This is a genomic window from Klebsiella sp. LTGPAF-6F (genome assembly GCF_001753185.1).
Taxonomy (GTDB): Bacteria; Pseudomonadota; Gammaproteobacteria; order Enterobacterales; family Enterobacteriaceae; genus Klebsiella; species Klebsiella michiganensis.
The window spans coordinates 3739666-3762135 of sequence record NZ_CP017450.1; the positions used below are offsets into that span (position 1 = coordinate 3739666).

Consider the following 22470-nt stretch of genomic DNA (forward strand, 5'->3'; position numbering starts at 1 on the left):
GGGTTATGGGAGATATAATGCGTCCCGTGCCGTTTGAGGAGCTTTTAACGCGCATTTTCGACGAGTATCAGAGTCAGCGGACTATTTTTGGCATCCCCGAGCAACAGTTTTATACGCCGCAGGCGCAGCGGTCGATCGGCGTATTCGGCGAAAGCTGCGCGACGCCGCTCGGCCCGGCAGCCGGGCCGCATACCCAGCTGGCGCAGAACATTATTACCGCCTGGCTAACCGGCGGGCGGTTTATCGAGCTGAAAACCGTACAGATCCTTGACCGCCTGGAGCTGGAAAAGCCCTGCATCGATGCCGAAGATGAGTGCTTCAACACCGAGTGGTCCACCGAATTTACCCTCAAAAAAGCCTGGGATGAGTACCTGAAAGCCTGGTTCACGCTGCATCTGCTGGAGCAGGTCTTTCCGCTGGGCACCCATAAAGAGAGCAAGTCGTTTATTTTCAATATGAGCGTCGGCTACAACCTTGACGGTATTAAGCAGCCGCCAATGCAGGAATTTATCGACAACATGATGGACGCCTCCGCCCATCCTAAATTCGCCCAGTACCGCGACACCCTGAACCGCTGGCTGCAAAATAGAACCTTTATCGACAGCCTGCCAACCTGCGCGCGCAAAGACGGGCTGGACAATCTGGCTCAACGCGTGCCGGCCAGGCTGGTTCAGGGCGTCACCCTCTCAACCATGCACGGCTGCCCGCCGGACGAGATCGAAGCCATCTGCCGCTATATGCTGACGGAGAAAAATCTCAATACCTTTGTGAAGCTCAACCCGACCCTGCTCGGCTATCCGCGCGTTCGCCAGATCCTCGACGCCTGCGGCTTCGGCTATATCGGCCTTAGCGAAGCGTCGTTTGACCACGACCTTAAGATCGACCGGGCGCTGGAGATGCTGACGCGCCTGATGGCGCTGGCGAAAGCGCGCAGCCTCGGCTTTGGCGTCAAGCTGACCAACACCCTCGGCACCGTCAACAACAAGGGAGCGCTGCCGGGAGATGAAATGTATATGTCCGGCCGCGCGCTATTCCCGCTATCGATCAACGTAGCCGCCCTGCTCTCGCGGGCGTTTGACGGCAAGCTGCCGATCTCCTACTCCGGCGGCGCCAGCCAGCTCAACATTCGCGAGATTTTCGACACCGGCATTCGCCCTATCACCATGGCCACCGACCTGCTGAAGCCGGGAGGATATCTGCGCCTGAGCGAGTGCATGCGCGAGCTGGAGAAAGCCGACGGCTGGAACATGACGCAGATCGACGTCGAGCGCCTCAACGCGCTGGCGGAAAAAGCGGTGAGCATGGACTACACCCAGAAACAGTGGAAGCCGGAAGAGCGCATTGATACCGGCGAGCCGCTGCCGCTGCTGGACTGCTACGTCGCCCCCTGCGTGACGGCCTGCGCCATCAAGCAGGATATTCCGGAGTATATCCGCCTGCTGGGCGAGCATCGCTACGCCGACGCGCTGGAGCTGATCTATCAGCGCAACGCGTTGCCGGCCATCACCGGTCATATCTGCGACCACCAGTGCCAGTACAACTGTACGCGTCTGGATTACGACAGCGCGCTCAACATCCGTGAGCTGAAAAAAGTGGCGCTGGAGAAAGGCTGGGACGAGTACCGCAGCCGCTGGCATAAGCCCGCGGGATCCGGCTCCCGGCACCCGGTAGCGGTGATCGGCGCAGGCCCTGCCGGTCTCGCCGCCGGATACTTCCTCGCCCGCGCCGGGCATCCGGTCACGGTTTTTGAACGCGAAGCCAGCGCCGGGGGCGTGGTGAAGAATATCATTCCGCAGTTCCGCATTCCCGGCGAGCTTATCCAGCACGATATCGATTTTGTCGTCGCCCACGGCGTCAAAATTGAGTACGGCTGCGATCCGCATCTGAGCGTGGAAAAACTGCAGGCGAAGGGTTTTCGTTACGTGCTGGTCGGCACCGGTACCGATAAAAACAGCGGCGTGAAGCTGGGCGGCGATAACCAGAACGTGCATAAGTCGCTGCAGTTCCTGCGCGAGTTTAACCGCGGCGCCGAGCTGAACCTGGGCAAACGCGTGGCCGTGGTCGGCGCCGGCAACACCGCCATGGACTGCGCCCGCGCGGCGCTGCGCGTACCCGGCGTGCAGAGCGCGACCATCGTCTATCGCCGCTCGCAGCAAGAGATGCCCGCCTGGCGCGAAGAGTACGATGAGGCGCTGCTCGACGGCGTCGACTTCGAGTGGCTATGCAACCCGGAACAGTTTAACGCCGACGGGACGCTCGTCGTACGCGTCATGAAGCTCGGCGAGCCGGATGAGAAAGGCCGCCGCCGCCCGGTGGAGACCGATGAGATTCGCACCCTGCAAGTCGACTCTCTGATTACCGCCATCGGCGAGCAGCAGGACGGCGAAGCGCTGTCGGCAATGGGGATCCCGCTCGACCCGCAGGGCTGGCCGGTGGTCAACGCCGATGGCGAGACCAGCAAACCGAACGTTTTCCTGATCGGCGACGTTCAGCGCGGCCCCTCTTCTATCGTCTCCGCTATCGGCAACGCGCGACGGGCCACGGACGCGATCCTGGCCCGGGAAAATATCGCCAGCAGCTACGGAAACAAAGTCTGGAACAACGTCGATCCGGCGAAGGTGTACCAGCGTAAAGGCGCCATCGCCGTCACGCTGGTGGATAAAAACCAGCGCGAGGCTTTTGTCGAGCAGGAAGCCAGCCGCTGCCTGGAGTGCAACTACGTGTGCAGCAAGTGCGTCGACGTCTGTCCGAACCGCGCCAATATTTCCGTGGCCGTGCCGGGCTTCCAGAATCGCTTCCAGACCCTGCATCTGGACGCTTATTGCAACGAATGCGGCAACTGCGCTCAGTTCTGCCCGTGGCAGGGAAAACCGTATAAAGACAAAATCACCGTGTTCAGCCTGGAGCAGGATTTTGTCAACAGCACCAATCCGGGCTTCTTCGTCGCGGGCGCCAGCGTCAAAGTGCGTCAGGACGACCAGACGTGGCAGCTGGAAATTAACGACCGCGGCCAGTTTAACGAGGTACCGGCCCAGCTGGACGCCATGTGCCGCATCATAAGCCATATTCATCAGCACCAAAGCTATCTTCTCGGAGGCGTTGAAGTATGAGTATCCTGATCCTGAAAAATGCCACCGCCGCGCAGATCTATCCGGCGAAAGTGTGGGAGAACGTCGATATCGCCATTGAGAGCGATAAAATTCTCGCCGTCGGCCCCGGCCTGTGCCAGCGCTATCCGCAGGCGCAGGTGAAAGAGATGCGCGGGCAGCTGGTGATGCCCGGCATGGTCTGCTCCCACAATCACTTTTATTCCGGCCTGTCCCGTGGGATTCAGGCCAATATCGCCCCCAGCCCGGACTTTATCTCCACGCTGAAAAACCTGTGGTGGCGCCTTGACCGGGCGCTGGACGAAGAGTCGCTCTACTACAGCGGGCTGATCTGCGCCATGGAGGCCGTGCGCAGCGGCTGCACGGCGGTTGTCGATCATCATGCGTCGCCCCACTATATCGCGGGCTCCCTGAGCCAGCTGCGCAACGCCTTCGTCAAAATCGGGCTGCGCGGGATGACCTGCTTCGAAACCACCGACCGCAACTTTGGCAGCCGCGAGCTGCGCGACAGCGTTGAGGAGAACATTCGCTTCGCCAGAGAGATCGACGCCGCGCGCGAAAAGGGCGACCAGCCTTATCTGGTCGAGGCCCATATCGGCGCCCATGCGCCGTTCACCGTGCCGGATGAAGGTCTGGCGATGCTGCGTGAAGCGCTAAAAGCCACCGGCCGCGGCCTGCATATCCACGCGGCGGAAGACCGCTACGATGTCTCTCACAGCCATCACCTTTACGGCAAAGACCTGCTGGTGCGGCTGGCGGAGTTCGACCTTATCAACAGTAAGACGCTCATTGCCCACGGCCTGTACATCTCCGATGCCGACGTCGAGCTGCTCAACGCGCAGGATGGCTTCCTGGTGCACAACGCCCGCTCCAACATGAACAACCACGTCGGCTACAACCCCCGCCTGCCGCAGATGCGCAATCTGGCGCTCGGCACCGACGGCATCGGTTCCGACATGTTCGAGGAGATGAAGTTTGCCTTCTTTAAACACCGCGACGCCGGCGGGCCGCTGTGGCCGGACAGCTTCGCGAAGGCGCTGAGCAACGGCAATGAACTGTTGAATCGCAACTTCAACGCCCGCTTTGGCCGCCTTGAGGCGGGCTATAAAGCGGACCTCACCATTTGCGACTATATGGCGCCGACGCCGCTTATCGCGGAAAACATCGCCGGACATATCGCCTTCGGCCTGGGGGCAAACAGCGTACGCAGCGTCATGGTGAACGGCGTGATGATCTACGAGGATCGCCAGTTCAGCTTCGACTGCGAGCCGATATTCCGCGAAGCGCAGAAAATGGCGAAAAAAATGTGGGCGCGAATGGATGCGCTCCCCGCGTAGCCCGCGTAAAAACGCTAAACCGGCCTGGCAGGCCGGTTTTTTTTGCTGACAGAACGCGGGCGTATGAAATTGCCCGGCAGCTTCCGCGCCGCCGGACGCAAGGTTTACAGCGACAGCAGCGCGGCGGTGGCGATATTGCGCTGCTTTTGAAGCGCGCTGAGCTGCTCTTCGGTCATGATACTCAGCGCCGCCGTCGGGCAGACATCAACGCAGGCGGGGCCGCGCTCCCGGGTGCCGCAAAGATCGCACTTAACGATAACCGGCGTCACACCGGCCTCCACCTCAATGGTAATCGCCCCAAACGGGCAGGCGACCACGCAGCTCTGGCAGCCAATGCAGCGCCCGCCGTCGGCCTCCACTTTCTCCGCCCCCATGCTCAGCGCCCCGGTCGGGCAGGCGCCCACGCAGGGCGCATTCTCGCACTGATGACACATCACCGGCACGCTAAGCTCGTCGAGGCGCATCACCTTCAGGCGGGGATGAAACTCCGCCCCCGGCGCCACGTGTTCCAGCGCACAGGCTACCTCACAGGTCCTGCAGCCGATGCAGGCCTGCGAACTGGCAACGATAAAACGAGTCATATCTCCTCCCGGGCCCTGAATTGCATTAACATCTCGCTGGCCGCCTGCCGCCCGGCGACCATGGCGGTAACCACCAGGTCCGCGCCGGTCACGGCGTCGCCGCCGGCAAAGATTTTGTCATGGCTGGTTTGCGTCGTTCCGCGCCCTTTGCCGCCGGTCACTATCTGCCCCCAGCGGTCCAGCTTTATCCCGTGGCCGCGCAGCCACGGCATCTCGTGAGCCTGAAAGCCAAACGCCATAATGAGCACATCGGCTTTAAGTTCAAACCCGGAATCCGGGATCGGCTGCGGCCGGCGGCGGCCGTCCGGGCCCGGCTCGCCCATCTTCGTGCGGATCATCTCCACCGCGCAGACCTGCCCCTTGCGGTTGAGCTGAATGCGCTGCGGCTGCACGTTAAACTCAAATTTCACCCCCTCTTCACGCGCGTTCACCACCTCTTTTTTCGATCCGGGCATGCTCAGCTCATCGCGACGGTAGGCGCAGGTCACGCTCGCTGCGCCGCGGCGAACGGCGGTGCGCAGGCAGTCCATCGCCGTATCTCCCCCACCAAGCACCACCACCCGTTTCCCCTTAATGTCGGTCAGGGGATACTCGGGGCTCTCTTCGAGCCCCATCACCTCGCGGGTGCTGGCAATCAGGAACGGCAGGGCCTGAATCACGCCGGGGGCGTTCTCTCCCTCCAGGCCGGCGGCCATCAGACCGTAGGTGCCCACGCCGAGGAAGACGGCGTCATAGTTTTTCACCAGATCGGCAAAAGCCACGTCGCGCCCCACCTCCTGGTTGAGATGAAAATTGACGCCCATGGCGCTAAAAATGTCGCGTCGCTTCTCAAGCACGTTTTTATCCAGCTTGAACGGCGGAATACCGAAGGTCAGCAGGCCGCCGATTTCCGGATGGCGATCGAACACGTCAACGTGCACGCCCGCGCGCACGAGAATATCGGCGCAGCCCAGTCCGGCGGGCCCGGCGCCAATCACCGCCACCCGCTCCGGGCGCGGGGCTACTTTGCCGATTGTCGGTCGCCAGCCCATTGCCAGCGCGGTATCGGTGATATAGCGCTCAAGGTTGCCAATGGCGACCGAGCCGCCTTCGTTCTTTAAGGTGCAGGCCCCTTCGCACAGCCTGTCCTGCGGACAGACGCGGCCGCAAATCTCCGGCAGGGAACTGCTCTGATGGCACAGCTCCGCCGCCTCGATAATCTTGCCCTCGCTCACCAGGCGGATGAAATCGGGAATATGATTATGTAAAGGACAGGTCCAGTTGCACCACGCTTTCTGCGCGCAGTAGAGACAGCGTTCGCTCTCATACTCCGCATCGCACTCGCTCAGCGGCTGATAGATTTCGCCGAAGTGCTGCATGCGGTCATCGGCGGGCACTTTTTTCGCGCCCACCCGCGGAGGTTTATTGAGTATCGCGCTGCGTCTGGCGCCGCGAACGGCGCCCAGCGGGGTTTCCAGCGCGGAGCGAATCTGCCGCGCGCTACGCAGCCGGTTAACGGCGGCCTCATCCATCAGTTGCAGCGCCTGGGTTGGACAGCTGGCCACGCACGCCTGCTGACCGGAAGGATGCTGGCTGCAAAGATCGCATTTCTGCGCCAGCTGCGGCGCGTCGTCATCGTTGGCCACCATCTCAATGGCCCCAAAGGGACAGGCGATGACGCAGTTTTTACAGCCGATGCACAGCGCCTCTGTAAACTGAACGCTGTCGTTCGCCACGCGCAGCGCCTGGGTCGGACAGGAGCCGACGCAGGGCGCGTCGTTGCAGTGGCGGCAGGTCGTCGCGCTGCTGGCGTGGCGGTGGAAGAACACCCGAATGCGCGGCAGAAAGTCGCTACGCTGCCGGGGCCAGCTGTCCTGGCGATGAGAGGTGACGCAGGCCACTTCACAGGCGTGGCAGCCAATACAGTTTGCAGAATCGGCAACAATAAATTTATTCATTTGCTTCCCTTTATTATTCCAGGACTCACCGGGAAGCAATGCAATAATCAGGCGCTTTTGTTCAGGGTATTCATATGGTGCTTATTTTTGCGAGCCGTCTCAAAAAAACAGGCCCACTCCCGCTAAGCGGCGCGATATATATCCGCTCTCGCTGAACAAAAATCATTCTCCGCGCTCAGGGTTTAATCATGTTGATAATTCAACGTATCGCGCGTGATACCAAAATGAGACGCTCCCTGTCTCAATGTGATAGCGCGCGTTTATTCACCACGAGATTTATTTGAGAAGTTTCGCAGCGCGTCGATATTCCCGCCTTTTTCTCGTGAGTTATTTCACACAATTCTCCTTCAATCCTCCAGGCGCTTATTTTTGGCACAGCTTACGCATATTACTTCTCGTGCGCGCAACACGCTGATGAACGCATCGGCTCAGGGAGGCAGCGGCCTTCGAATCGTAACTTCGGCTCTGTTCATGTTTATACAGAGTGAAGTCGTACAGGAGATAACAACTTCATGAAAGATATCGCCAATTCCGCCTCACATAACGGGAACTCGACCGCACCGGTCGATGAAATATTACCCGTTACGCAAATGATTCTTTATGGGCTACAGCACGTGCTGGTGATGTACGCGGGCGCCGTGGCGGTTCCGCTCGTTGTGGGTAATGCGGTAGGGCTCCCGCCGGAGCACATTATTTTACTGATCAGCGCCGACCTGTTTATCTGCGGCGCGGCCACCATCGTGCAGTCGCTGGGGGTCGGTAAGTGGCTCGGCTGTCGGCTGCCGCTTATCCAGGGCTGTACCTTCGCCGCGCTGATCCCGATGGTGTTGATCGGTAAGGAGTACGGGATCGGCGGTATTTCCGGGGCGGTGATCGTGTCCGGTATTTTTATCCTCTGCTGCGCGCCGTGGATTAGCAAGCTCATCCGCTTCTTTCCCAAGGTGGTGATGGGCAGCATCGTCACGCTTATCGGCATGTCTATTATGCCGGTGGCAGGCGGGTGGATTGGCGGCGGGAGCAGCGAAATGAGCGGCTTTGGCGCCCCCTTCTCGCTGCTGATGGCGGCAATCACGCTGGTGATTATTCTCAATATTTACACCTTTGCCTCCGGCGTCGTGAAAAACACGTCGGTGCTGATCGGTCTTATCATCGGCACCGTACTCTGGAGCTGCTTTAAGCCTCTCGACTTTAGCCTCGTCCACGCCACACCCTGGCTCCATCTGCCGACCCTGATGCCCTTCGCCAAACCTGAATTTCATATTATCCCCGTCGCCCTGCTGTCGATGGTGATGGTGGTGGTGATGGTGGAAACCATGTCCTCGATGATGGCCACCGGGGATATTGTCGGGAAAAAGGTGGACGCGAAGATGCTGCGCAACGGCCTCAACACCTGCGGTATCGCGACCACTATCTGCGGCTTCTTCAATCTGTTTCCCTACGCCGCCTTCGCGCAGAACGTCGGCCTGATCGGTTTAACCGGGGTGCGCAGCCGTTTTGTGGTGTCGGTCTCCGGCATCATTCTGATTCTGATGGGTGTGTTCTCGAGGATGGCGGCGCTGGTGGTGCTGATACCGAAACCGATCCTCGGCGGCGCGGGCATTGTCATGTTCGGTATGGTGGCGGTGTCCGGTATTCGTACCCTGGGACAGGTCAACTACCGCAACAATAATAACGGTATGGTGGTGGCATTAACGCTCGGCCTCGGCATGATGCCGGTGCTGGTGCCCAATCTGTTTACCCAGTTTCCGCCGATGGTTCAGCTGTTTCTGCACAGCGGGATTACGATTGGCACCCTGACGGCTATCGTCGCCAACCTCACCCTCAACGGCAGCGTGCCATTCCGCGTTAACCACGAAACGCCGGTCCCCGATCCGGCCCCGCCAAGCTCGGCGGCGCGCAACATGGCCGTCAGAACCGTCAGAATGTGGCTCCTGCTGCGCAAAGTTCAGAAGCAGAGACAGCCTGAAGAAGCGCAGGAGGGGTAATGATGCTCACCAGACTCCTGTTTGCCTTGATCACCCTGCTGCTGCTGGCGATTCCCGTCGTGCAGCAGGGTATCGCGCAGGGCCTGAACGGCCGTTTTAGCTATGCCCTGCTGTTCTAAGTTTAAGGACCACTGCTATGAAAAGAGTCACGACCGTCTGCCCCTACTGCGCCTCCGGCTGCAAAATGCAGCTCACGGTAGAAGAGGGAAAAATTACCCGCGCCGACGCTGCGATGGGGAAAAATAATCAGGGCACCCTGTGCCTGAAGGGCTACTACGGCTGGGATTTTATTGACGACTCGCAGATCCTCACCCCGCGCCTGAAAACCCCGATGATCCGCCGCCGGCGCGGCGGTAAGCTGGAGTCCGTCTCCTGGGAGGAAGCGCTCGATTACGTGGCAAACCGCCTCAGCGACATAAAAGCGAAGTACGGGCCGGATGCGATTCAGACCACCGGATCTTCGCGCGCCACAGGCAATGAAACCAACTACATCATGCAAAAATTTGCGCGCGCCGTTATTGGTACCAATAACGTCGACTGCTGCGCACGCGTCTGACACGGCCCTTCGGTTGCAGGTCTGCACCAGTCGGTCGGCAACGGCGCGATGAGTAATGCCATCACCGAGATCGATAATACCGATCTGGTGTTTATTTTCGGCTATAACCCGGCGGATTCGCACCCGATCGTGGCGAATCACATCCTCAATGCCAAACGCAACGGGGCCAAAATCATCGTCTGCGATCCGCGTAAAATCGAAACCGCGCGCATCGCCGACCTGCATCTGGCTCTGAAAAACGGCTCCAACATTGCGCTGCTCAACGCCATCGGGCAGGTGATTATCGAAGAAGATCTCTACGATAAATCCTTCGTCGCCGGGCGTTCCGAAGGCTTCGAAGCGTATCGCAACATCGTCGAAGGCTATACGCCGGAGTCGGTGGAAGCCATCACCGGCATCAGCGCCAGGCAGATTCGCGAATGCGCGCGGCTGTACGCCAGCGCCGGAAACGCCATGATTCTGTGGGGGATGGGCGTAACCCAGTTCTGGCAGGGCGTCGAAACGGTGCGTTCCCTGACCAGCCTGGCGATCCTCACCGGCAACCTGGGGAAACCGCACGTCGGCGTCAATCCGGTGCGCGGCCAGAACAACGTCCAGGGCGCCTGCGATATGGGCGCGCTGCCGGACACCTATCCCGGCTATCAGTACGTGAAATTCCCGGAAAACCGGGAGAAGTTCGCCAACGCCTGGGGCGTTGAGAGCCTGCCGGAGAACCCTGGCTACCGCATCAGCGAGCTGCCGCACCGCGTGGCGCACGGCGAAGTGCGGGCGGCGTACATTATGGGGGAAGATCCGCTCCAGACCGACGCCGAGCTTTCCGCCGTACGTCAGGCCTTCGAAGAGATGGAGCTGGTTATCGTCCAGGATATCTTTATGACCAAAACCGCCGCGGCGGCCGATGTGATTCTGCCCTCGACCTCGTGGGGCGAGCATGAGGGCGTCTATACCGCAGCGGATCGCGGCTTCCAGCGCTTTTTCAAGGCGGTGGAGCCGAAGTGGGATCTGAAGACCGACTGGCAAATCATCTGCGAAATCGCCACCCGGATGGGGTATCCAATGAAGTACGACAACACGCAGCAGATCTGGGATGAACTCCGCCATCTGTGCCCCAACTTCTTCGGCGCGACCTACGAGAAGATGGGTGAACTGGGCTACGTGCAGTGGCCGTGCCGCGACGAGTCGGAGGCGGACCAGGGCACTTCGTATCTGTTTGCGGAACGGTTCTCCACGCCGAACGGGCTGGCGCAGTTCTTCACCTGCGAATGGCAGGCGCCGGTCGATAAGCTGAGCGATGCCTATCCGCTGGTGCTCTCCACGGTGCGCGAAGTGGGCCACTACTCCTGCCGTTCGATGACCGGCAACTGCGCTGCGCTGGCCAAACTGGCGGACGAACCGGGCTACATCCAGATCAACACCGCCGACGCCAAACGGCTCGGCATTGAGGACGAAGAGCTGGTGTGGGTTAACTCGCGCAAAGGCAAGGTGATTTCCCGGGCGAAAATCAGCGACAGGCCGAATAAAGGGGCGGTCTACATGACCTATCAGTGGTGGATCGGCGCCTGCAACGAGCTGGTCACCGAGAATCTCAGCCCGATAACCAAAACCCCGGAGTACAAGTACTGCGCCGTTAACGTTGAGCGTATTGCCGATCAGCGAGCCGCCGAACGGTACGTCAGTGAGGAATACAGCCAGTTGAAAGCCCGTCTGCGCGAAAGCGCCGCGGGGTAAAAAATATCGCCCCGGCGCTGTGCGCCCCGGGGCGATATTGTCTTTTCTTCTTCCCTCCGCCAGCGCTAACCGACGGCGGCCAGATCTTTGCGGCAGCGGCGCGCGACCTCAAGATACTGCTGCGGAGTGTCAACATCCCAGTGAATCCCCTGATTCGCCACGGGGATAACGCGCGCCGCCATCTGACCGATAACGTCCCGCAGGGTGGCCCCTTGCGGCGCGCGACGAATCAGAGAAATCGCCCGCTGGGGCAGAAGAACCGGATGGCCTTTACCGCGATCGTAGGCCGGTATAATGCAGCTCCCGGCGTCGGCGTTGGCCCACAGCCGGCGGTAGACGCCCGGCGTGACCTCCGGCATATCGCCCAGCGCCAGAAAGAAGCGCGAAGCGCGAATATGGCCTACCCCGCACTGAATAGAAGAGAACATACCGTCCTGATATTGCGGGTTAAAGACCACCTCAACACCCGGATGATCCCGATAGCACGCGGCCAGTTCGTCGCCGCGAAACCCCGTCACCAGCACCACCCGATCGCAGAACGCCAGGGCGCTGGCAAGGGCGCTATCGAGAATCGTTCCCTCGCCCCACGGCATCATCATTTTCCATTTGCCCATCCGGCTGGAGAGCCCGGCGGCCAGCATAACGCACTGTTTATCCTTTTTTTTGCTCATCGTCATCCTCCCCCTGAAGCCGAATACAACGCCGCCGTCGGCTGGCGCCGGCGGCGCTTGCGGCGATCAGGATTTCAGCACCGCTTTAATCGAGGTAATGATCGGCTGATATCCCGTACAGCGGCAGATATTCCCCTCCAGCGCCTCTTTCAGCTCATCGTCGCTGGGGGCCGGGTTGGCATCCAGCAGCGCCTTGGCGCTCATCAACACGCCGGGCGTGCAGAAGCCGCACTGAACGCCGCCGTGACGAATAAAGGCGTTCTGCAATTTTTTACCGACCGGATCGTGATGCAGCGCTTCGACGGTAGTGACCTCCGCCCCGTTGCACTGGGCGGCCAGCAACAGGCAGGAGCAGACCGATTTGCCGTCCATAATCACGGTGCAGGCTCCGCACTCGCCCACCGAGCAGCCCTCTTTGGTGCCGGTGAGCTTCAGCTCCTCGCGCAGAAAATCGATCAGGCGGACATTGTCTTTCACATCGCGGGCAATGCGGATGCCATTCACTTTTAGCTCAATATGGTTCATGTTCATGGCTCCTTATTTTTTCTGCTCTGTCATAACTTCCTGCAGCATCTGCCGGAACATATCGATAAATACGGGGACTTTATAAGGCGCAGACCAGCGTCCGCCGATGGCTTTTTCTACCTTGTCGTGCAGTACCCCGGCCGCATAGTCAATGGCGGCGGCGTCTAACGCCTTCCCGGTGAGCGCCTGCTCAACCTCAGTCAACCGCTGCGGTTTGGCCATCAGCGCGCCATCCACCAGACGGCACAGGCGAACCACGCCCTTATCGACCATAAACTGCCCGGTTAAGCTCTGGCGCGTAATGTTCAACGCATTGCGCCGGCCAAGCTGCAGATAGCGATTGATCAGCGGCTGCTGCGTCGGCGCCGGCAGGATAAAGCGGACAACCAGCTCATCGGGCTCAAGAAGGGTGCGATAGCCGCCCACGACAAATTCGCTGACCGGCATCCGGCGCGTTCCGCGCGCGCTGCGCAGCTCTACTTCCGCATCGTAGATAATGAGCGGCGGCATGGAGTCCGCGCACGGGGCGGCGTTGACGATATTGCCGCCGATCGTTGCCCGGTTGCGCAGCTGCAGGGAGCCGACGGTTTTACAGGCCGTAACCAGTAGCGGATAGCGCTGCTGAATCAACGGATGCTTAACCAGGTCGGTAAAGCAGACGCCGGAGCCAATGGAGATCCCGCCCTCAACGTCAAAAATCTCTTTCAGCTCCGCCAGTCCGGCAATATTAACAAGCGGCACTTCGCCGGACAGCATCCGGGCCTGCACCAGCACATCGGTGCCGCCGGCAATAGGCATTGCCCCCTTCCCGGCCATCAGCGTCAGGGCCTCTTTCAGGGTTTGCGGGACGCTCAGCGATAGGGTGTTGAGGCGGTGAACCTGTTTCTTATCGCCAGACTCCAGCATCTGCTCGCTCTGGCGCTCCAGCTTCTTGAGGTTATAACCCAGGCGAACCTGCTCAAGGGTCAGCGGCAGGGTCCGGTTGGGGCGGTCGATGGCGAAGCTCACCGCGTTATTGAGAGCCGCAGCGCCCAGTTCAAGTACCGGTTCGCCGATAACTTTCGCCCCCATCGGGCCCGCTTTATCGTAGTTTTCCACCGCAATGATATCGATGTGCGGCATATCCTTGATGGTCGGCAGCAGATAGGTATCGAAGTTTTCCGATTTCACCACGCCGTGCTCGGTGTTGAAATCCTCCAGCATGCCGTAGCCGATCATCCCCTGCAGCACGCCGCCGTAGACCTGGCCGCTAAAGCCAACCGGGTTAATGACTTTACCGACATCGTGGGTGGCGACGACGTTATTGACGGTGATTTTGCCGGTGCGCATATCCACCGCCACGTCGGCCAGCTGGCAGCCGTACACCCAGGTGAAATAGGGGCTGCCGCAGCCTTTCTCTTCATCCCAGTGAATATTCGGCGCCACGTGCCAGCCGTAGGCGGAGAGGTTTGCCCCGGTAGCCCGGGTCATATCGCACACCTGCTGGAAGCTGAGGCTCAGCTCCGGGCTGTGGCGGTTGAACACTTTGCCATTTTGCCAGGCGATATCGTCGATGCTCTGCGCTTTCAGCGTTTCCCTGACGGCGTCCGCCATGCGTTGTTTAATTTTGTTCGCCGCGCTCAGAATCGCCTGTCCGCCCATCAGGGTACCGCGCGAAGCGACCGTTGAGCCGCCGTCGGCGATCATCGCGGTGGCCGGTTCGCTAAACATCACCCGGTCGAGCGCAATACCAAAGGCTTCCGCCGCCAGCAGCGACATGGTGGTCTGCAGCCCCTGCCCGTTCTCGGATACTGAGGTGGAGATGTTCACGCTGGCGTCGGCATTCACCTGAATCAGCGCCGAGGACGCATCCAGCCCCTCGGCCCCCAGAGAGCAGCCGCGGTGGCTCAGCGCGAAGCCAATCCCGTAGCGGATCGGGCCGCCTTCCGCGTTAAGTTTTTTATAGTGCTCGCGTTTGGCCTCATATTCGGCCTTGAGCAGCGTCTTCTCCAGCACCTCCTGCGCGGAGACGGTATGCTCGCTGAAGACCTGCCCGGCCATGCTGGTATCGCCCTGCTTGAGAATATTGCGCAGGCGGAACTCAACGGGCGACAGGCCCAGTTCGCCCGCCACGTCATCCATCAGCGATTCGTTGGCGAAAATGACCTGCGGCGCGCCGTAGCCGCGGTAGGCCGAGGTATAGTTGTTGTTGGTGTAAACGCCCACCAGATCGACGCGTACGTTAGGAATGTTGTAGGGGCCCGCCGCCTGCACGGAACTGCGCCAGGTGACAAACACCGTCTGGCCGCAGTAGCTGCCGCCATCGGCGATAATGTCGATTTTAATCGCCTGAATGCGCGCATCGTCGTCCACGCCAATGCGGTATTTCATCTTATAAGGATGGCGCTTGTAGCTCTCGCGCATCGACTGTTCGCGGTTATAAGAGATCTTAACCGGCCGCCCGGTCAGGTGCACCAGCAGCGCCGCGCGGCAGGAGACGTTATCGATAATGTCATCTTTACCGCCGAAGGAGCCGCCGAGGACGGAGCGCTTAATGTTGACCTTCGCCTGGGGCAGGTCGAGATATTTGGCAATCACCGCCCGGGTGCGGTGAGCGTTCTGAATCGACCCTTCGATGGTCATGATCTGTTCATTATTGTCCAGGTAGGCGGTAATCGATTCCGGCTCAATATAGCCGTGCTCCTGGAACCCCACCTCATACTCACGTTCGAAGATATGGCTGGAGGCGGCAAAACCGGCGTCGATATCGCCCTTCGCCGTGTGGTGGCGGTTGATGATATTGCTATCGAGCTCGCTGTGAATAAGGCGCGCACCGGGCTTCATCGCCTCTTCCGGGGAGGTAATCGGCTCCCACGGGGTGTAGGTGATTTTGATTTTATCGACGGCGATGCAGGCTGCCTCGTAGGTTTCCGCCGCCACTACGGCAACCACGTCGCCGCGGTAGGCGATCTCCTTGTCGATAATCGGCGGATGATCGGGAACAATCGCTCCCAGCTTGCGCTGACCGGGGATATCGTTCCAGGTGGCAATACGCACGACGCCGGGTACTTTTTCCGCTTCCGACAGGTCGAGCGCATCGATGCGCCCGGCAGGAATATCCACGTAGCGACAGACGCCATACAGCATATTGTTCATAATAATGTCATCGCCGTAGACCGCTTTACCCGTCACCTTGGCGAGCCCGTCTACGCGGGGCACCTCACTGCCAACTAGCAATGTATCCATATTTTTCAGTCTCCACTCACAAAGAAAGATAACGGATTAAAGCAATGGCTATGCCACCTATAAATAAAGGGTTATTTCAGGCTGAGTTATGTGAGGCGTATCTAAAAATAGCGGCCGGTTAAAGAATAAAAAGCGCATGATGTCGCCGCTGATTATCAAAACGAGAGCATGCGTATCACTATGATAATTGGCGGTTCTCAATTGTGTTTCCGGGGTGACGCCAGCGGTGCATCCGCAGCTCCTGCCGCCGCCGGGCATTGAGCGCAACCGTCACCCTGCGGCAAAACGCGTATCGAGGTGATGAAGCTTTTTGACGCCCCCGATTTCGAATAAAAAATAAAACAGACGCAATAATGAAATTTAAATTTCATAAACGAACATGTTAACAAATGTGATATATATCATAATTTTAACAATTCATTTTCCTGCCACCGGGCCAGCCCCCCGTAAACAATCCTAAAAATTGCCATATATATCAATTAATTATAAAAATAGCCTTTCTATACACAAGGCTGTTACACATGGCCCACAAAATCAAACCGAAATAAAACTTTCAAAATGTGATCTGTTTGTATTTTTATTTCACTTATCGCGGTAATAATCATCTCTCACTAAACGCACTCTGCCCGCCTTGATGGCGCAGCAGAAATCCTAACCCCCCGGAGGATGCAATGAAGGAAGTGAGATCAGGACTTATCCGAACCGTTTATATTGGCCCGCCCCTTTTCCACCCTCACGCTACCGGGGACTTTCTGAACGTCAACCACCCCGGAGGCCCCAGCCCCGCATCTACCGATGATTCATCATTAATCAAAAAGAAACCTCTTTGATCGGTTTTATTTAGCGCATAGCAATCGCGCTAAATAGTTGCACTAAGAACAAAAAAACATTTCATCCCGGCCGTGCTTAGCCAGGCGCAAAGGCATGCCGTGACGGGGATGGGATGACACGTTTTTATCTCGTGCCGTTAATCAAAACAAAAGGTATAAAAATGTCTCTTATTATGAATCTGAACCTACAGCAGAGAAAACGATTACACCAGATAACCCTGGTTGCGACATTTGGCGGCCTGCTATTCGGTTATGACACCGGCGTTATTAATGGCGCATTTTCCTCTCTGAAACAATATATGGCCCTGACCCCGACTACCGAAGGTCTGGTCATGAGCGTATTGCTGATCGGCGCCGCGTTAGGCAGCGTATTCGGGGGAAAATTCGCGGACTTCTTTGGCAGAAGAAAGTACCTGCTCTTTTTATCCTTCATCTTTTTCATCGGCGCATTAATGTCCGCTCTGGCGCCGGATATCACCGTACTGCTTATTTCACGTTTCATCCTCGGCTATGCCGTGGGTGGCGCCTCGGTGACCGCCCCCACCTTTATTTCCGAAGTGGCGCCAACCGAAATGCGCGGTAAACTAACCGGCTTAAACGAAGTCGCCATTGTTATCGGGCAGCTCGCCGCATTTGCCATCAACGCCATTATTGGCATCCTCTGGGGCCATCTCCCCGACGTCTGGCGCTATATGCTGATGGTGCAGACCATTCCCGCCATCTGCCTGTTTATCGGTATGCTGCGATCGCCGGAAAGCCCGCGCTGGCTGATCAGTAAAAACCGTCATGAAGAAGCGCTGGAAATATTAAAGCAAATCCGCCCTCTGGAACGCGCAACCAAAGAATTCAACGATATCACCACCTTAATTAAGGCCGAAGCGGACAAAAAGCTTCATGCGCAGAACGCCTTTGTCACCATTCTCCAGACGCCATGGATTTTCAAACTCCTGCTGGTGGGCGTCATTTGGGCGGCGCTGCAGCAGACCACCGGGGTCAACGTCATTATGTACTACGGTACTGAGATCCTCAGCAGCGCCGGATTCTCAGAAAGAACCTCCCTCATCTGCAACGTACTCAATGGCGTGTTCTCCGTCGGCGGCATGCTATTTGGCGTGCTGTACCTCGTCGATCGTTTTAAACGTAAAACCATCATTATTTATGGTTTCGCGATCATGGCTACCCTGCACCTTATCATTGCCGGCGTAGACTACACGCTGGTCGGCGACATCAAAGCCACGGCCATCTGGCTGCTCGGCGCGATGTTCGTTGGCGTTATGCAGGGAACGATGGGCTTTATCACCTGGGTGGTGCTGGCTGAGCTGTTCCCGCTCAAGTTCCGCGGACTGTCGATGGGCATATCGGTATTTTTCATGTGGGTGATGAACGCCATCGTCAGCTATCTGTTCCCATTATTGCAGGCCAAGCTCGGGTTAGGTCCGGTATTCCTGATTTTTGCCGCGATTAACTACCTGGCGATTGTTTTTGTCATCGCGGCGCTGCCTGAAACGTCCAATAAATCGCTGGAGCAGCTGGAAGAGGAGCTTTCAGCAAATAAATCTGCAGCGGGATTCAATACGGCCACCAAGGAAAACGGATTATGATCGATACTATTACGCAGGATAATCTCCATCTGTCGTGCCGGGCGAAAAATAAAGCAGAAGTCCTGGCCATGATTGGCGCGGACTTTAAGTCCAGAGGGTACGTCAGCGAAGATTGCGTGGCGTTTCTTGCTGAAAGAGAGCGTCAGGTCTCCACCTTTTTAGGCAATGGCATTACGCTGCCGCACCTGCCTAAATCAGCCACCAGCATCATTGTCAAAACGGGGGTGGAGATTTATCAATTCCCTGACGGCGTGATCTGGGACAGAAATAACGTCATGTTTATTGCCATTGGCGTGATTGCTAAAGAGAGCGAGCACATCGATGTGCTGAGAGAGGTGGCGTCGATCTTTAGCGATGAAGTCATCGCCAGAGCGCTGTCGTTGATTGCTAATAAAGAGGATTTTTTAAGGATCCTCCAGCAGAATCACTAAGCACGGCTATCTCCAGATAGTCGCCCGATAAAAGCCTGCTTGCGCGCAGGCTTTTTGCTTATTCAGGATGGACGTAGCGATTAGCTGCCTTTATAGGTGGAGTAACCATACTGGCTGAGCAGCAGTGGAATATGCAGCTTTTCATTGGTGCGCGTGACGGTGAAGAGAACCGGGATCTCCGGGAAAAACGAGGCCAGTTTCTGTTTGCTGAAGTCATCGCCGGTTTTGAAGGTCACTTTATAAATCCCCGGCTGCATATCCCCTTCAGTTGGATAGAGCGATTTAATACGACCATCGTTGTCGGTGACGCCGGTGGCCAGCGCTGTCCATTTATTCGCCTGCTGTTTTTCAAGGGTGACCGTCACGCCCGATGAAGGCAGACCCGTCTGCTGATTGAGAATATGTACGCTGAGCGTCCCGACGGGGGCGCTAAATGCGGCTGGAGCCACAGACATAGCAGATAACAGAATCAGACTGGATAATTTTTTCACGATGTTTTCCCGTTGTGAATAATAACGTTCAAACGTTAGCACCTGGGCCGCTAAAATATATTCAACTTTTTGTGATAATCGCCTTAACGGAAGCAGGACGAGGAAAATAGCGAGCAGGGCAACAGCCCATTCGCAGTGATAGAATTATCTGAATATAAGGTGCATCGCTGGGGCGTGAATAAAGGCCCGCGCGCTTGCGCTATACTTATTTTCCTCCGCGTTCACAAAAGGAATTCACATGAAGATATGGCCAGTTCTGACGGGTGTGGCTATCGCCCTGACGCTTGTCGCCTGTAAATCCCCCACTCCGCCCAAGGGGGTCCAGCCGATAAATAACTTTGACGCAAGCCGTTATCTGGGGAAATGGTATGAGGTTGCCCGGCTCGAAAATCGTTTTGAACGCGGCCTGGAGCGGGTTACCGCAACGTATGGTCAGCGCAGCGATGGCGGCATCAGCGTGGTTAACCGCGGTTACGATCCGCGGAAACAGAAATGGAGCAAGAGCGAAGGTAAAGCGTATTTTACCGCGGCGCCAACCACCGCCGCGCTGAAAGTCTCCTTCTTTGGCCCGTTTTACGGCGGCTACAACGTGATCGCGCTGGATAGCCAGTATCAGTATGCGCTGGTCAGCGGTCCCGATCGCGGCTATCTGTGGATCCTGTCGCGCACGCCGACCATCCCGGAATCCATTAAGCAGGAGTATCTGCGCATCGCGCGGGATCTCGGCTTCCCGGTAGAAAAATTAGTCTGGGTGAACCACGGGTAACAGGCTGAATCCACACTATCTTCAGCGAACCAACGAGCTGAAGATAGTGTGGCGATAAGGCTGGAAGACGATAAATAATTAGTGCGATGACGGCTGGCTGGAGTCGGCCGCCTCTTCTGCGGTTTTAGCGGGAGCGATACTCTCTTTAATCTCTTTGGTTTTATTCGCCGCATCGTTGGCCAGGTTATTGGCATCAACAATCGCGCTGTCTTTAATTTTTCCCGCTTCCTGCACGATTTGGTCGCTTTTCTGCCGGGCATCCTGCTTAACGGCATCAGCCTGAGCCTGGGCTTGCTGAGCGATAGCTTCCGCTTTTTTATCCGCTTCCGCCTTGATGCTGGAGGCCTGGCTGCTGAGATTGTTCGCCTCGTCCGCCGCCTGTTTTTTTATCGCATCAATGTGTTTATCCGCTTCATCCTTAATTGCTTCGGCTTTATCGGACGCCGCCTCTTTAATTTGCTGGGCGTTATCTTTTGCTTTATCCAGATTTGCATCAACTTTTGATGAATCATCACAGCCGGCGAGAATTAAACAAACGGCAGAAGCGATCAGCGTTTTACTCCAGAGTTTCATAGTCATTCCTTTATTTATTAATATCAGCGTATCGGGGAAGTCATCGCCGCAGGGTTGCCAGGATAATTCTCATAACAATGATGTCATGAAATTATTTAGCCCCAATACTAAGCCCTGCATCCCTTTATTTATAATCGCTAACCAGGCAGAGTCAAGTTCCTGCGCCACTCCCCCGGCGAGGGCTGACGTAAAAAACCCGGGCGGCTGCCCGGGTTGGTCACTGAAAAAAGAGTTTAGGCGGTGACGGCTGATTTTGTCAGCGTTGGGCCGGCTAACGCCAGCCGGGCGCCGGCATCGGTATCGGTATATTGCTTAAAGTTGTCCATAAACAGTTGCGCCAGACTCTCGGCCTTCTCCTGCCATTTGTCGGCAGAAGGCCAGCCGCTACGCGGGTCTAGCAGCGCGCTATCCACGTCAGGCACGCTTTGCGGGATAGCGAGACCGAATACCGGTACCGTTTCTTCGCGCAGCTCGCCGGTGGTCCCGTTTAAAATCGCGCTGATGATATTGCGCGTGTCGCGCAGCGAAAGGCGCTTGCCTTCGCCGTTCCAGCCGGTGTTAACCAGCCAGGCCTCGGCGCCGGCCTCCGCCATTTTGGCCGCCAGAACGCTGGCGTACTGCGTCGGGTGCAGCAGCAGGAACGCCGCGCCGTAGCAGGCGGAGAACGTTGGCGTGGGCTGAGTAATGCCGCGTTCGGTACCGGCCAGCTTCGAGGTAAAGCCGGACAGGAAGTGATACTGCATCTGCTCGGTCGTCAGACGGGATACCGGCGGCAGGACGCCAAAGGCATCGGCGGCAAGGAAAATCACCTTCGACGGATGACCCGCGCGCGACACCGGTTTCACGATGTTTTCAATATGCGATAGCGGATAAGAGACACGGGTATTTTCGGTCTTGCTGCCATCGGCGTAATCCACGCTGCCATCGGCTCTGACCACCACGTTTTCCAGCAGCGCGTTACGACGAATCGCGCGATAGATTTCCGGCTCGGCCTGCGGGTCAAGATTAATCGTCTTGGCATAGCAGCCGCCTTCGAAGTTGAACACGCCGTCATCATCCCAGCCGTGCTCGTCATCGCCGATCAGCTGACGCAGCGGATCGGTGGAAAGCGTGGTCTTACCGGTGCCGGAAAGACCGAAGAACAGGGCCACATCCCCCGCTTCACCTCGGTTCGCCGAGCAGTGCATCGAGGCGATGCCCTGCTGCGGGAGCAGGTAGTTCATCACCGAGAAGAGGCCTTTTTTCATCTCGCCGCCGTACCAGGTGCCGCCGATCAGCTGAATTTTTTCGCTCAGGTTAAACGCGACAAAGTTCTCGGAGTTGAGCCCCTGCTCCTGCCATTTATCGTTGGTGCAGCCCGCGCCGTTGAGGACGACGAAGTCCGGCGTAAATTCAGCCAGCTCCTCTGCGCTCGGCGCAATAAACATGTTTTTGACAAAGTGCGCCTGCCAGGCCACTTCGGTGACGAAGCGGACGCCCAGGCGCGTTGCCGGGCTGGCGCCGCACCACGCATCAACGACATATAATTTCTTGCCGCTCAGCTGTCCGGCGACCAGCGCCTTCAGATCTGCCCATATCTCGGTGGATAGCGGCTTATTGTCGTTGCGGCCAAGGCCGGAGTCGGCCCACCAGACGGTGTCCCGCGTCAGATCGTCCCTGACAATATATTTGTCGCGCGGCGAGCGCCCGGTAAAGATCCCGGTATCCACGGCAACGGCCCCGGACTCGGTCATGACGCCGCGCGCCGCGCCGGTTAATTCCGGGCTGGTTTCATGCGCAATCAGCAAGTCGTAATCGGGGTTATAAAACAGCTCGCTGCTCTCCTGAATACCGAGCGAAAGAAGAGCGTCTTTTACTGATTCAATACGTGACATGGCACTCCTGACAAACTATTGGCTGGATAAGATGCTATTAGGGTATTTCAACCTGTCAGCTAAGCGGATGGATTTATTTTAATAAAAAAACCATCGTGAAATTAAATAAACAGGATGAACAGACCAGAGCCGGCGATGTAAAATCGTGCTCGTGTAGGGTGTCGCCTGAACTTTAGAAATATCGTTTGCACGAATAAGTCATAAGCTAACTCTGCAAAAAATGTTAACACCTGTAGATAATTATGTTAATTG

At 57.5% G+C, this 22470-nt stretch carries 14 protein-coding genes and 1 pseudogene; 7 read left to right on the plus strand and 8 right to left on the minus strand.

Annotated elements, in window-relative coordinates:
• Positions 1 to 5 precede the first annotated feature (5 nt).
• Together ygfK and ssnA are read left to right on the plus strand one after the other, a co-directional pair.
• Positions 6 to 3110, plus strand: coding sequence for a putative selenate reductase subunit YgfK (ygfK, locus tag BJF97_RS17470; RefSeq protein ID WP_004851914.1), 3105 nt, complete (start codon positions 6 to 8; stop codon positions 3108 to 3110).
• 2 nt (positions 3111 to 3112) lie between these two features.
• On the plus strand, positions 3113 to 4444 hold the full coding sequence (gene ssnA, locus BJF97_RS17475) for a putative aminohydrolase SsnA (protein ID WP_177341160.1): 1332 nt from the start codon (positions 3113 to 3115) through the stop codon (positions 4442 to 4444).
• A 104-nt stretch (positions 4445 to 4548) separates the two neighbouring features.
• Here the strand turns inward: ssnA and BJF97_RS17480 are convergent, their stop codons facing one another.
• Positions 4549 to 5025, minus strand: a complete 477-nt coding sequence (locus tag BJF97_RS17480) for a 4Fe-4S dicluster domain-containing protein (RefSeq protein ID WP_014229768.1) — start codon at positions 5023 to 5025, stop codon at positions 4549 to 4551.
• Positions 5022 to 6962 (minus strand): formate-dependent uric acid utilization protein YgfT, encoded by a 1941-nt coding sequence (gene ygfT, locus BJF97_RS17485; RefSeq protein ID WP_032694093.1) that lies wholly within the window; start codon positions 6960 to 6962, stop codon positions 5022 to 5024. The genes BJF97_RS17480 and ygfT overlap by 4 nt, the downstream gene beginning before the upstream one ends.
• A gap of 512 nt (positions 6963 to 7474) precedes the next feature.
• On the opposite strand from ygfT, the gene BJF97_RS17490 reads away from it, so the two are divergent.
• Positions 7475 to 8947, plus strand: a complete 1473-nt coding sequence (locus BJF97_RS17490) for a nucleobase:cation symporter-2 family protein (RefSeq protein WP_032694095.1) — start codon at positions 7475 to 7477, stop codon at positions 8945 to 8947.
• A 136-nt stretch (positions 8948 to 9083) separates the two neighbouring features.
• Positions 9084 to 11231 carry a formate dehydrogenase subunit alpha gene (gene fdhF, locus BJF97_RS17500; protein WP_077598863.1) on the plus strand — a complete coding sequence of 716 codons (2148 nt, stop codon included), beginning with the start codon at positions 9084 to 9086 and terminating at the stop codon, positions 11229 to 11231.
• Between the two features lie 65 nt (positions 11232 to 11296).
• Here the strand turns inward: fdhF and BJF97_RS17505 are convergent, their stop codons facing one another.
• From BJF97_RS17505 to BJF97_RS17515, 3 genes are all read right to left on the minus strand, one after another.
• On the minus strand, positions 11297 to 11902 hold the full coding sequence (locus BJF97_RS17505; protein ID WP_014229774.1) for a nucleotidyltransferase family protein: 606 nt from the start codon (positions 11900 to 11902) through the stop codon (positions 11297 to 11299).
• Between the two features lie 66 nt (positions 11903 to 11968).
• A complete protein-coding gene (locus tag BJF97_RS17510) occupies positions 11969 to 12427 on the minus strand; it encodes a (2Fe-2S)-binding protein (RefSeq protein ID WP_009651983.1) in 459 nt (152 codons plus the stop codon).
• A 12-nt stretch (positions 12428 to 12439) separates the two neighbouring features.
• Positions 12440 to 15652: a molybdopterin cofactor-binding domain-containing protein gene (locus BJF97_RS17515; RefSeq protein WP_032694097.1), complete on the minus strand. Its 3213-nt coding sequence runs from the start codon at positions 15650 to 15652 to the stop codon at positions 12440 to 12442.
• Positions 15653 to 16643: 991 nt separating this feature from the next.
• Between BJF97_RS17515 and BJF97_RS17520 the strand changes: the two are divergent.
• Both BJF97_RS17520 and BJF97_RS17525 read left to right on the plus strand, forming a co-directional pair.
• A pseudogene (locus BJF97_RS17520) lies at positions 16644 to 18105 on the plus strand (sugar porter family MFS transporter).
• A complete protein-coding gene (locus BJF97_RS17525; RefSeq protein WP_004851939.1) occupies positions 18080 to 18514 on the plus strand; it encodes a PTS sugar transporter subunit IIA in 435 nt (144 codons plus the stop codon). The pseudogene BJF97_RS17520 and the gene BJF97_RS17525 overlap by 26 nt, the downstream one beginning before the upstream one ends.
• Before the next feature lie 80 nt (positions 18515 to 18594).
• Here the strand turns inward: BJF97_RS17525 and uraH are convergent, their stop codons facing one another.
• Entirely contained in the window at positions 18595 to 18969 is a 375-nt protein-coding gene (gene uraH, locus BJF97_RS17530) for a hydroxyisourate hydrolase (RefSeq protein ID WP_194247315.1), read from the minus strand.
• A gap of 274 nt (positions 18970 to 19243) precedes the next feature.
• Here uraH and BJF97_RS17535 point away from each other — a divergent pair, with 274 nt between their 5' ends.
• Entirely contained in the window at positions 19244 to 19771 is a 528-nt protein-coding gene (locus tag BJF97_RS17535; protein WP_032694098.1) for a lipocalin family protein, read from the plus strand.
• Positions 19772 to 19849: 78 nt separating this feature from the next.
• Here the strand turns inward: BJF97_RS17535 and BJF97_RS17540 are convergent, their stop codons facing one another.
• Both BJF97_RS17540 and pckA read right to left on the minus strand, forming a co-directional pair.
• On the minus strand, positions 19850 to 20344 hold the full coding sequence (locus BJF97_RS17540; RefSeq protein WP_014229779.1) for a hypothetical protein: 495 nt from the start codon (positions 20342 to 20344) through the stop codon (positions 19850 to 19852).
• Positions 20345 to 20577: 233 nt separating this feature from the next.
• Positions 20578 to 22218, minus strand: a complete 1641-nt coding sequence (gene pckA, locus BJF97_RS17545) for a phosphoenolpyruvate carboxykinase (ATP) (RefSeq protein ID WP_032694100.1) — start codon at positions 22216 to 22218, stop codon at positions 20578 to 20580.
• Between the last annotated feature and the right edge of the window lie 252 nt (positions 22219 to 22470).

Bases quoted from the DNA above. Each gene is read 5' to 3' on its own strand.
- pckA (WP_032694100.1), bottom strand. From the start codon at position 22,218: ATGTCACGTATTGAATCAGTAAAAGACGCTCTTCTTTCGCTCGGTATT.
- BJF97_RS17525 (WP_004851939.1), top strand. From the start codon at position 18,080: ATGATCGATACTATTACGCAGGATAATCTCCATCTGTCGTGCCGGGCG.
- BJF97_RS17505 (WP_014229774.1), bottom strand. From the start codon at position 11,902: ATGAGCAAAAAAAAGGATAAACAGTGCGTTATGCTGGCCGCCGGGCTC.
- BJF97_RS17540 (WP_014229779.1), bottom strand. From the start codon at position 20,344: ATGAAACTCTGGAGTAAAACGCTGATCGCTTCTGCCGTTTGTTTAATT.
- BJF97_RS17535 (WP_032694098.1), top strand. From the start codon at position 19,244: ATGAAGATATGGCCAGTTCTGACGGGTGTGGCTATCGCCCTGACGCTT.
- BJF97_RS17510 (WP_009651983.1), bottom strand. From the start codon at position 12,427: ATGAACCATATTGAGCTAAAAGTGAATGGCATCCGCATTGCCCGCGAT.
- ygfK (WP_004851914.1), top strand. From the start codon at position 6: ATGGGAGATATAATGCGTCCCGTGCCGTTTGAGGAGCTTTTAACGCGC.
- BJF97_RS17490 (WP_032694095.1), top strand. From the start codon at position 7,475: ATGAAAGATATCGCCAATTCCGCCTCACATAACGGGAACTCGACCGCA.
- uraH (WP_194247315.1), bottom strand. From the start codon at position 18,969: ATGTCTGTGGCTCCAGCCGCATTTAGCGCCCCCGTCGGGACGCTCAGC.
- ygfT (WP_032694093.1), bottom strand. From the start codon at position 6,962: ATGAATAAATTTATTGTTGCCGATTCTGCAAACTGTATTGGCTGCCAC.
- BJF97_RS17480 (WP_014229768.1), bottom strand. From the start codon at position 5,025: ATGACTCGTTTTATCGTTGCCAGTTCGCAGGCCTGCATCGGCTGCAGG.
- BJF97_RS17515 (WP_032694097.1), bottom strand. From the start codon at position 15,652: ATGGATACATTGCTAGTTGGCAGTGAGGTGCCCCGCGTAGACGGGCTC.